This window comes from Paenibacillus sp. J22R67, from assembly GCF_059692175.1.
In genome coordinates this window covers 1,267,913-1,280,458 of record NZ_JCAUAX010000001.1, presented here as the reverse complement: position 1 = coordinate 1,280,458, position 12,546 = coordinate 1,267,913, and the positions used below count along the sequence as shown (strand labels likewise).

General features: G+C 43.7%; 5 protein-coding genes and 1 pseudogene. All 6 read left to right on the top strand.

Annotation, left to right across the window (positions count from 1 at the left end):
• Positions 1–33: 33 nt before the first annotated feature.
• The 6 genes and pseudogenes from AC58VC_RS05655 to AC58VC_RS05630 all read left to right on the top strand — a co-directional run bounded on the left by AC58VC_RS05655 (position 34) and on the right by AC58VC_RS05630 (position 12,527).
• Positions 34–3,177 carry a heparinase II/III domain-containing protein gene (locus AC58VC_RS05655; protein ID WP_497367830.1) on the top strand — a complete coding sequence of 1,048 codons (3,144 nt, stop codon included), beginning with the start codon at positions 34–36 and terminating at the stop codon, positions 3,175–3,177.
• 199 nt (positions 3,178–3,376) lie between these two features.
• A complete protein-coding gene (locus AC58VC_RS05650) occupies positions 3,377–9,988 on the top strand; it encodes an immunoglobulin-like domain-containing protein (RefSeq protein ID WP_497367829.1) in 6,612 nt (2,203 codons plus the stop codon).
• A 52-nt stretch (positions 9,989–10,040) separates the two neighbouring features.
• A pseudogene (locus AC58VC_RS05645) lies at positions 10,041–10,133 on the top strand (NAD(P)H-dependent oxidoreductase); the annotation flags it as partial.
• Positions 10,134–10,282: 149 nt separating this feature from the next.
• Positions 10,283–10,960 (top strand): Crp/Fnr family transcriptional regulator, encoded by a 678-nt coding sequence (locus AC58VC_RS05640; RefSeq protein WP_497367828.1) that lies wholly within the window; start codon positions 10,283–10,285, stop codon positions 10,958–10,960.
• 30 nt (positions 10,961–10,990) lie between these two features.
• A complete protein-coding gene (locus AC58VC_RS05635; RefSeq protein ID WP_497367827.1) occupies positions 10,991–11,830 on the top strand; it encodes an ABC transporter ATP-binding protein in 840 nt (279 codons plus the stop codon).
• Positions 11,763–12,527, top strand: a complete 765-nt coding sequence (locus tag AC58VC_RS05630; RefSeq protein ID WP_497367826.1) for an ABC transporter permease — start codon at positions 11,763–11,765, stop codon at positions 12,525–12,527. Before AC58VC_RS05635 ends, AC58VC_RS05630 begins: the two co-directional genes overlap by 68 nt.
• Positions 12,528–12,546: the final 19 nt, after the last annotated feature.

Here is a 12,546-nt window from a genome sequence, read left to right as displayed (position 1 = left end):
GTCATATTTATAGACAGGAGATGATAATGGACAATGGGAGAAAAAACAGAACATTGGACTCAATTACAAACGCTCGTCGATAATGCTGAAAACCTATTGAAAACGAAAGGTGAGTATTTTACCGAGGGTGCTAAACTGGCGTTAACAGCCATGGTGAATGATGCAGTTCTAGCTTTGAATGGGAAATACCGTGTTCCTTTCATTAGAAATCGTGAATTCTACAAACCTAGAGAAGAGGAAGCTGTTTTATTTGCGACAAAACGTTTTACGATGGCACCTACCTACAATATGGACGGGAAAGTTTATCATGAATATGGGCTGGAGCCTGCTCTAACGTGGTTCAAAGAGCAAGACATGTTAAATAAAGATCTAGAAACGCTGCAGAACTTGGCTGACTTTGCCATTAGCAAAGCGGAAGAGTTGTTAGCCTCTTCGACGATTGGCACAGATATTGGACAATTCGAAGCCGTTACAGTAGCTAAACTCCAAGCTTCAATCCAGGAATTGATCGCAGTCAATGAGGGAAATGCTAGCTCAGTTGAGCATGTAGCAAAGGCCGTTGTGCAGGTTTTTAATACGAGTAGAGAGGTCAGGTTCTCACGAGTATTGCGCACGGAAGTTGATACGGCTTCCACACTATACCTGACGCCAGATGGTTTGCAGAAAGTAAAGGAAATGGCCCAATCCGATATCCTGATAAAAAAACAATATGAGCAAATCGTTAACATCGCAAACACATACAGTTTGGATTACATCGAAAAGGCACTTGATTTAGTCGTGAAGGATAAAAACGATTATGAGGAAATAAATAAGCACTTTTATGTATGGAGCTCCACGGATAAAATCGTCAATTTCCGAGCGCCGGAGGGAGCGGTCAAAGCGGCGCTCTCATTCATTCTTCCGTCTCAAGAGAATGAACAGGAGGGACTTGGCCATGTCTGGATCGACAATGTGAACATCCTTTCAGCGCAAGGCGGTACCCTGGCGATTGAGAATGGCGGATTCGACGAAGGCGATGACATGCCGTTTCACTGGCAGAGTGAAATACTTCGTGGCACCCCGATACTCAAGTGGGAAGGCGAGTATCCATTCTGCGGCGGAGGAGCCAAAGGAGAAGTAGTTACGGTTAACCCATCTTCGCAAACGCAATTCTCCTATAAAGCGGATACTTCTAAGCATTCCATTTATATTTGTAATCCTACAGCTGAGGATGAAGGAGGATGGTCGTACGTCAAGGATATTTCCATAATTGGCGGCTTGGCGTACACGTTGACCTTCGCTGCCAAGATTGATGGGAAGCTGAAACAAGGGTTGAAAACGGTTATTACGTTTAAAGACGAGATGGATCAGGTCCTCGACGTGTTTGATTATGATTTTAATCGAAAATCTTCGTTACCTAATTCTTGTTTTCTGTTAACGATGCAGTGCGATGCTATTCAGTACGCATTTACACAAGATATGACATATGCCTTCAAAGCAAAAAATGAAATCTTGTATATCTTGAATGACTTCTGTCAAGGGGCAGAGCATTGGTTAGCTTGTAATTCTCGTCCTGATGGCAGTGATTCTTATGGTGCAGTTCAAGGTGGAAGAGTCCTATGCAGTGTGGCAGTAACGTACTCTTTCATTAAAGAAGCGGATGTCTTTACCCGTGAGGAGAAGGAGCGCTTCTATGCAATGATTGAATATTTGCTGCCTTATATGCTTGATTTGAGGGATCGTACTGAGCTTTCTCCCCTAGAAGCCCAACATGGCAGCGGCAATTGGCAAACGGATATGTGTGCGGGGACAGCTTATATGATGATGGTGCTGGACGACTTCCCGAATCGAAAAGCATGGTTCTATAATGCTTATATGGTGTTGAAATCTCAACTGGAGCTAAACGTCAATCCGGATTCTTCTTGGCCGGAGTCAATCCGTTACCATCATGCGGCGTTGGAGCGCTTTGCCGGTTTTGCCAGAGTGCTGAATCATGCCATCGGAGAAAATTGGTTCGAGACAACATCGCTTGCCCACATGTTTGATTTCAGCATCGATGTACAGACACCGGGATACTCATTTTTTGATGGACGCATTGGAACGCCGCCATTCGGAGATCATGCCTTGAGCGGAGGGGCCGAATTCGGGAGCTACGGAACCTATTTAGTAGACATCGAAAAGGTTGATAAAACATTAGCGGATCGCATGTATCATTCGTGGCGCATGGCAGGTAAGCCGTTTAAGAAGTTTTGGGGCGAAGGTATAGCTCTCGATAATATTCTCGGTAAAGGTGATACTTATCAGGTTTCTGGATCCATTTCCTTAGATTCAACCCTGCATTATAAGAATGCAGGAATTTATGTATTCAGGAAAAACTACGGAACCATCAGCCAGAGTTATTTTGCTATTATGTCCAGTCCTGAGCCGATCGCTCACGGACATTTGGATCAAGGCTCGTTTATTTTATATAAAAATAGTATCCCGCTCGTTATGGATTCCGGTATTGAAGGGTATTTCGACAGTAGCACCAGTTGGCATATTAGTTCATATTCGCATGCTTGCATGCAGTTTGCTACACAGAAGACATTACAGGAGAAGTCCGGTAACGGTACGATTAATCTTTCTGCAGGAACGTATAGCTTGGAGCGTGGGTGGGTTGATGTTCCCAAGACAAGCACGGTGGTGAGTGCTAACATTGGCAACTATCTAGATTCGATTACCATTCAGATAGCGAATCCTGAAGGAACAGGTATTCACACTCGAAAGGTTATCTATGTAAAGGAATATGATCTCTATGTCATTCGTGATACCGTTCAGGATTTTGAAGGGGAGTTGTTATTTAATTTACCAGTGGCAGCAAACCATTCTTTCATAGATGGTAATCGCGTTTATTCCGAAGGGATTTACAATGTGGACTTGGAGACGGTTTTTGTCAGTAACGTGAAACGAATAGATTTAGAAAAGGGGCGCTCCACGGCATTTTTTGAGAGTGAGCAAAAACACGTATGTTTGATGGATTATGTTCGAGCCATCTCTGATGCCAATGAAGGCTTTCTAACAATTCTGCATCCAAAAGAGAGGGGGCAGAAGAGTTTGAATGTAACAAAACTCGATGAAGATACGCTTCTCATTTCTACAGGGGATATAGAGTTAGAAATTGATGTGCAACATGAGCATGTATCGGTGACAAATAAATAATGTTATTTTCATAGTTTCTTCAATGCATAACGGTCTTAAAAAACAGCAGATATACCTTAAATAAGTTCATGTCTATGTATGCTAATCTTTCGTTAAACAGTAACACAAATCAATGCGAGCGTAGTTAGAGGGGATTATTCGCTATACCTGCAACCGATTACATGATTAACTATAACAAATTATTTTGGAGGTGCTCCTCATGGTCGTGAAATTATGGAAGACAAGAGTTTCAAGTATTTTGGTATTTTGTATGTTCTTCAGTTTATTTTATGGAACAGTATCCCCGGCATTGGCTGCAGATGATTCTGGGATGAGCGTTGTTGTGGTGAAGAAGGGCCCGACGGACGATGCTACGATTCACTCAGGGAGTACCACTACCAACTATGGAACTGCTACGTCACTAGTCATTGGGAGCAGCAGATCCGGCTTAATGAAATTCGATTTATCCGATATCACCGATCCCATTCAAAGCGCTACTTTAAAACTATATAAAGATAATACGAATGCGACAAATTTTACTGTTTATCGAAGTGTTTATGATAACTGGTCAGAGAACACAATTACATGGGATAAGTGGTACCCTAAAGTGGGGGGTGTACCAGATCTGACTCAAGCAGGCGAATCCTTGATCAGTACGGCATGTGCAACCAATCCTTGTGCAGCTAGCGGTGCAGCTGGAACGTTGGTTTCTATTAATTTGACCGATGCTGTCATTCAAGAAATACAGGGAGATAAGAAACTCTCACTCGTGTTCAAACGAACGGACGCTAGTGGAGTGGACAGCATTGCACTGACTTCAGCCGATATAGCTTCTAAAGAGTCTATTAAAGTAACAAATACTTACAGACCTGTACTCGAGATTTCAACCCTCAAGGCTTTGACTGAAGCTGATCGCATTGCCAATGATAAGGCTAAGCTCCTTGAGCAGCTCAACAACAAGTCCGTATCGGCTAATCTGGTATTACCATTAGAAGGGGCGACCAATACCGTTATTACTTGGTCTTCAAGTCAACCGAGTGTTCTTTCAAATGCGGGGGTAGTTACGCGCCCCGAATATACGCAATCGGACGTTCCTGTTACCTTAACTGCGACCCTCACATATGGAGGTATAACGGATACGGCAACGATGAACGTCACAGTCCTTCGTATGCCAACTCCGACGGATGCTGAGAGGGTCATGAAAGACAAGGAGCTTCTCATAGCAAAGTATAATAACATGACGGTTTTCGGTAACGTAAACTTGCAGCCATTAGGCTCATATGGATTTTCAACAATGACCTGGAAATCTGATCAACCGGCAATGGTTTCGGATGCGGGGGTTGTGCAACGACCGCTTGCTGATCAAACGGATGCTAAAGTGAAAATGGAAGTTAACATTCATTTCGGAACGGTTACTGAAGTTACCTATGTTAATTTTCTCGTACCGAAATTGACAATACGTACCGCAACTAAGCTACAAGCCTTACAGACTATGATCTTAGAGGCAGGAAAGTTGCAGGATCAATTTACCGTTGGAACTGGTCCTGGACAAGTTACACAGGCAGCTAAAGATGAATTTGCAACAGTGATTGCGTATGCCCAAACGGTAGTGAATGATCCTGATGGGGATCTCGAGCTCGGAATGGATCGTCTAAGGACGGCAGGAAAGACCTTCATAAGCACTGCCGTTATTTCTAATACTGTTATTGACGTCAAAGAAAACAAGCTGGCGTATTCCACTTACCGCCAAGAGTTGACTAAGTTAGTTTGGGAAGCAAAAGGCTTGTTGCAGATTGATCCAGACATGTACACGCAAGCCTCCAAAGATGCTGTTCAGGAACAAATCGATCATGCAGAAGCTGTTTTGAAAGGAACTTATAAAGTACCTTTTATACGCAACAGAGAATTTAATAAACCCAGACCGGATGAAGACATTCAGTTCGCAATCGATCACTATTCCAAGGCTTCACTTCCGTTTGCAGAGAAATATGGCCTTAAGGAATTAATTTCGTGGTATGCGAGCAATCATATTTTGGCAGGCACTTATAATACGATTCAGCTATCTCCAACAGGTGATGCCTTCGTCTGGGTAACGGAGAAAACGAAGCCGCATAATGGAAATACGCTTATTTACAGTGAAGGTCGGACTGCTTACATGAAGTTCGATTTGTCTTCCATTACTGCTAATGTGATGAAAGCGGATTTGCATGTATCGAACTTCAAAACGGATCGAAATAACACACAAGTACATGTTGAAAGCAACGATGCTTGGCAAGAAGATACGCTTGTGTATCCAACATCCGGCGATCCAATTCTCGGGCCTATCGTTAATACATTTATTCTTGGTACAAAAGACGCGATTGGTGCCGGTTCCGTTGATTTGACGAGCTCGGTGAAAGTTGAATTGCTAGGCGACAAAAAGCTAACCCTTAGCTTTGATAATACGCCGGGGACGACTTACGCTTCTGAAATATATTCAAATAACACAGCTGATCCGGCTAAACGTCCATATTTAGAACTCTCTTTGAACCAAATCGTGGATGCGAAGCTGCAGCAAAAGTACGACCGAATCATGGCAGATGCTAATGCTCTTGTTCAACAAGCTGTTGTCGGCTCTGACGCATGGCAATATCCGCAAAGTGTTGTAGATGGCGTGAACTCAACTGTGACAGCAGCTATTCAAGCAAAACAAGATGGTAATACCGAAGCGCTTGGTGCTGCACTTGTTCGTGTATATAATGCAATGAACGTCATGCGAGCTGCTCAGGTATTGAGAACAGAAGTCGAGCCAAATTCTAATCTCTATTTCACGGAAGCAGGTTTGCAAGAGCTGCGCGACAAGATTAATCAAGATCCTGCACTGAGGGCAAAGTACGAAGAAGCGAAACAAATTTCCGATCAACAAACACTTGCAGAGCTGGAAAACTATCGACTTTTCCTGAACGATCAAGTGGACTACAATGCGATGAACTCGCAGTATAAGCTGTGGAGTAACTCTGCTACACTTAATTTCAATCCACCTGCTGGAACAGCTACGGCAACATTGCAGTTTACATTAGACTCAGCTGACAATGAAGCTGCTGGTTTGGGGCATGCATGGATTGATAGTGTCAAAATTTCCCCTCCTGACGCGGCTGATTTGGATATTTTAAACCCTGGGTTTGATGCAGGAACGAATAGTCCAGATTATTGGCAGCCAAGCATTGTCAAAGGAAGCCCTATTATGCGATGGGAAAATAGAACCAACTACATGAATGATGGAACTCGTTCCATTTATATCGAGAATCCAACCGCAAATGATCAAGGGATTTGGACATCGCAGCAGAATATCCCTGTAACTCCAGGTTTGAATCATACGCTTACTTTTGCAGCTAAAATCGATGGGAAGTTAATTAATGGTGTCAAAGCGATTATTACCTATAAAAACCAAGCTGGTGTCGCAATCGGTTCTATTGAACTAGTAAACAACAAGAAATCAACCATGGGCCCGAACTCTAATTTGAGTATCCAAGCAGATGCCCTTGTGTACGCGATTACTGGTGATATCACGTATGCTAAAAAAGCAAAAGAACGGATCTTTTTCAATCTTAATGATTTTCTTCAAGGAGCAGAATATTGGCAGCTCACTAATGCAAGACCTGATAATATCGATGCCTACGGTAAAGTGCAGGGTGGAAGGGTTGCGTCAGTTATTGCTTCTGCCTACACATTTATCAAGAATGCTGGTGTTTACACGGAAGAAGAGCATCGTGATCTGATCGATAAGCTTACCTATTTCAATCTTTTCTTGAACGACAGACGTGATCGTAACGAGTTGGATGATTACGCTGTTCAGCTTGGAGCTAGTAACTGGGAGTCCGATGCAGTGACGGGAGCCAGCATGCTTGGTATGGTCTTTCCAGAACTTCCAGCTAGCAAACTGCTAATTGCCAACGCGAATAAGCTTCTGAAAGCTCAGTTAAATTATCAAGTCGGAGCAGAAGGGGAGTGGCCGGAATCCGTTCGTTACCATTTTGCAGTGCTCCAACGGTTGGCAGCCTATGCGAAATCTCTTCGTAACGAGACAGGGGAAGATTGGTTCGCCAATCCGAAGTTGGTTAAAATGTTTGAGTACAATCTTGAAGTTCAGACGCCGCCTTATGTATATACCGATAATATGATCAACTCGCCAATTTTTGGTGACGACATTATGACGAGTGGCAACGAGTTTTCATTGCTTGGTGTTTATTATGATGAAATTGGTCGTACCAATGAAGCGCTAGCTTCTAAGATGTTTCAGACTTGGTTGAAGGCCGGAAGTAGATTGCCAGCAAATGGTGTAGAGACGATTTTGCTTGAAAGCTTCTTCACACCACTTCATTACACGCCGGCTTTTACGCCTTTGGATTTAAAATCGACAGATAAATATCAGGGAGTCGGGCTTGTTATGTTCCGCAACCGTTTCGGTAATCCGAATGAGACGTTTATGTCGATCATGGCGAACACAAAAGCTCTTGGTCATGGACATTTTGATCAGGGATCCTTTGTCCTTTATGCGGGCGGAACGCCATTAGTATTGGATTCAGGGGTTGAAAGTTATTTTGCTGGGACTAAAGCTTGGTATACGGGTTCATCATCTCATTCCACTGTTCAATTTAAGAAAACGGATAACACGTCTTACTTGAACACACCAGCAATCAGTGATAATCATAGCTTTTCGACGAATGCGCACTTGGATACGACATCGCTGCGCGTTGCTGATCCGAATGCCAGCTCAACGGGTTCACAGACACGGAAGATTGCCTATGTGAAAGACGGCATGGAGGCTTTCGTCATTTGGGATCAAATTAAGGGTTCCAGCTCCAGTACAATTTGGAATTTGCCAGTTGCTGCTTCGCAATTATCTGACATTCAAGGTAATAAAGTTACCTCCACAGGCCATTACAATATGGACTTGGAAACAACTGTGCTTCAGCCGGCTAATCCAAACATCACCCAGGAGTGGGGACGTACAACTAATATGGTTCCGAAAATAGACGGTGATAATAAGCTGAATTACATTCGGATTACGAATCAGCCAAATCAGAATTACTTGACAGTTCTCTATCCGAAAGGCAAAGGAGCACAAGGACTGGTTACGGAACAAGTACCTGTCAGCAGTGTTCAAGTTAATGTATATCGCCTACAAACAGCGGAAAATAATTGGGCATATGTAGCACTTAACAAAGGAGTTACGGATGCAAGTGTTTCCGTTCCAGCTGACTCAGATTTGATGGACTTGAAGTCTGAAAAGGTTTATCCGGTTACTAATGGAAATGCCGTGATTCAAGTAGAGGCAGGTGACATGGTTGTTCTGAAAAGTACGACGGCCGATGGTCCTTCGACTCCAATTTCAGTAACAGGTATTTCGTTGGATAGTAGCTCTACTAGTATTAAAACCGGTGCTAGTCAACAATTACAAGCGGTCGTGGCACCTTCGAATGCAACCAATAAAGGCGTTAGCTGGTCTTCTAGTAACACAGCGGTAGCATTGGTTGATCAAACCGGTAAAGTTACTGGTATTGCGGCTGGAACAGCTACGATTACCGTTACTACAGAGGATGGTGGATTAACGGCAAATTCGACTGTAACGGTTACAACTGCAACAAGTGAAAATCCATCATCAGGTGGAGGCAGTACAGTTCCTCCTGCAGAACAACCTTCTTCACAGGTTGACCATAATAAGATAACTGTTGCGCTTAAATTGGATGAGCAGGGGATAGCTTCAGCCGTAATGACAGAAAAGGATTTGGCAGAAGCCATCCAAAACTCAACTGACAGCACAGTTATTATTTCTGCGAAAGCGACAGGAGAGGCGAAGGAAGTAAAGGTGGATGTCCCTGTACAGGAATTCCTTGCTGCTGGTAAAAAGCAAGTTGATGTCCTTAAGGTCGATACCGGATTCGCCATGGTTTCGTTGTCTTCGAAGTTGCTCGAAAAAGAAGGAGCTACCCACATTCAGCTTCAAGTCGCAAAGGTAGATACCTCCTCGTTATCTGCGGAGGCACGGCAACAGATTGGCTCCTCTGCGTCGATTTATGATTTTAGCTTAATGGTGAATGGCAAGAAAGTAACGAATTTCAATGGCAATGAGGTCAAAGTGGAATTACCTTATAGCTTAACGCCAGGCGAGAATCCCAATAAAATTGTCGTTTACTATTTGACAGACGACGGCAAGTTGGAGGCCATCAAGAATGGTAAATATGATTCTGTAACAGGCATGGTGGCATTTAAGGCAAAGCACTTCAGTAGATATTTAGCAGCGTATACAGAAGTGAGTTTCCATGATCTTGCGAGTGTAAAATGGGCGAGCGACGCAATTGAAGCGCTGGCGGCAAGAGGCGTTGTACAGGGAGTAGGGGATTCCCAGTTTAATCCAGAGAGTCAGGTGACGAGGGCGGAGTTTATTACGATGTTGGTTAACGCTTTCGATCTGAATGATCCTAATGCGGCTACAACTCTGGCAGATGTTCAACCCAATTCCTGGTATTACAGTTCAATTGCAAGCGCGCAGAAGCTAGGAATCGTAAATGGTAAATCAGCTACCTTATTTGGTGTTAACGACAGAATCAGTCGTCAGGATATGGCTGTCATGGTTTATAGGACGATGCAGGTAAGGAATGTTCATTCAGCGACGAATAACACTGCTATCACATTTACGGATCAGGCATCAATTAGCAGCTATGCTCTGGAAGGAGTAACAAGTATGCAGCAAGCAGGCATCATTGAGGGGATGAACAATGGTGATTTTGCACCTAGTTCTTTGGCGACAAGAGCTCAAGCAGCCGTTGTTATTATTAGATTATTTGAGTAGGTATTGCAAGTAGCGAACTGGTAGAAGTAAGAGGTCTCCTTATTTATAAGGGGACTTTTTTCATCTTAATAATGAACAAGCAATACTGGACTGGACATCAAAAGAAACTTATATTGCACTGGGAAAAATAGATGCTCTCCTAGGTCAAGTTGTTCATCCACAACACGATTACTTTAATTTATTTATAAATTCATTTTGTCGGCTAGATGACTGTTTTATCCTTTTTTAATTTATTATAATACCTATAGGTTAAGTAAGAATTATTACATTTTCTTGTATTGGGGTGACGATAGTATGTCAGAAAAACAAGCTTCTTCTTTAAAGGACCCAATGAAGGAAAAAGGTAATCATGAGCAGGTTTTATTAGCTGAGTTATTTGAAGAATACGGGGTTTCGCAGCATTATAAAAAAAATGAATCTATCTTCAGAGAAGATGAGGAAAGTAAGCATATTTATTTTCTCAGGTCTGGACTTGTTAAAATCTCGCAATCGGCAGAGGAAGGCCATGGTATTACTTTGTTTTTACGCAGTATGGGTGAAGTATTCGGTGCAGCTGAGGTGTTGACCGGCCAGCATAGACAAAGATTCGGGCGATGTATACTGAACAGCGAAGTGCTACTCGTACCTGCAGATCATTTTAAAAGCTTGGTACTAAGCCGACCGGATGTCCTTTATGCACTAACTGTTTCTAATGCAAGGCGTTTGCTATCTACCCAAAGGTATGTAGAAACACTCATCTCCCGACCCGTCGCTTGGAGGCTCGCCTATTTCCTGAGTCAGATCGGAGAGTGGAAGCAGAGCGAAATTCATGTCAGGCTACCGCTGAGTCATGAAGAGATGTCCTACATTATCGGGTGCAGCAGACAGACGATAACGGAAACATTGAACAAATGGAAGGAGCAGGGTCTTATTCATTACGAAAAGAAACGGGTGATTATTTACGATTATGAAGATCTCATGTCTAAGCTATGACTCGGCATATGGATCAAGGGGGAACAAGACATGATCGAAATTCAAGGGGTTAGCAAAACGTTCAAGGAGCGGGATGGTGGTGCCTTTATAGCAATTGAGAACGTCTCTTTCTCTGTCCGGAAAGGAGAGTTTGTTTCGATCCTAGGGCCATCGGGCTGTGGAAAATCAACATTGCTTAATTTGGTCGCTGGGCTGGAACAGACGGAAACAGGGAGGATTGAAGTACTTGGGCAAGCAATTCAGGGACCGGGTACGGACCGAATTGTGGTTTTTCAAGAGCATACCTTATTTCCGTGGCTGACGGTACTTGAGAATGTCTCCTTTGGACTGAAGCAGCGAGGGATGAAGAAAAAGGAGCGCTATGAGCTGGCTATGGAGCAGATGAAGCTCGTCCACCTTAGCAAATTCGCAGATCGCTACCCGCATGAGCTTTCCGGAGGCATGAAGCAGAGAGTAGCAATTGCCAGGGCACTTGTTATGGATCCAGACATTTTGTTGATGGATGAGCCGTTTGCAGCGCTCGATGAGCAGACCAGGCTGCTCTTGCACAAAGAACTCGAGGAAATTTGGATGAAAACTCGCAAAACCATACTTTTCATTACACATAATATTCGGGAAGCTGTCCTGCTGTCCGATAGGGTGCTTGTCATGTCAACTCGGCCGGGCAGGATTAAGAAAGAGTATGAGATTCAGGCAGCAAGGCCGCGAAATGCAACTGATTCGGTGCTTCATCATATTGAAGGACGCATCATGGATACATTGGCCGATGAGCTGGAAAAAGTGGCAAGAGAGGAGCATGGCGATGACTACCAGATTCAGAGGAGCAATCTTTCTCATCCTTCTGGTCATTTTATGGGAGATAGCATATAGGGTATTCAATTGGGGCTGGATGTTTCCCTCTGCTCTGCAGACTGCTCGAACCCTTTACGATGGCATCATTCATGGGCATCTGCTCGAAGCAATTGGCGGTAGTCTTCGCCGTATTCTCATAGCGTTTGGACTCTCTTGCGTCATTGGAATGACAGTAGGAGTGATTTTTGCCCGAAACCGGTTGGTGGATGAGACCTTTGGCTTTCTGGTGGTCGCTTTGCAAACAATTCCAAGCATCGCCTGGTTGCCGTTCGCCATTATCTGGTTCGGTCTGAATGATTTTTCTGTCATCTTTATTACTACCATTGGAGCAACATGGACGATGACGATCGCTACAAGGACCGGAATCAAGAACATTCCGCCTTTGTACATCAAAGCGGCTCAAATGTACGGAACCGGCCGGGGATTTAAGCTTTTCTATCAAGTGATGATTCCTGCTTCAGTTCCTCATCTTATCATGGGAATGAGAATGGCATGGGCGTTCGCTTGGCGAGCACTCGTATCTGGAGAATTGATTGCGCGTGGCATTGGACTCGGACAAATGCTGCAGGAAGGCCGTAATATCGGCGATACATCACTTATGCTGTGCATTGTGATTGTTATTGCCGTCATCGGAACCATATCTGACCGCTTTTTCTTCAAGCGTATGGAGGATCGGGTATTAATCAAATACGGCTTGAATGGCATTAAAGCTTAATTCTATGTATAAGAAAAGG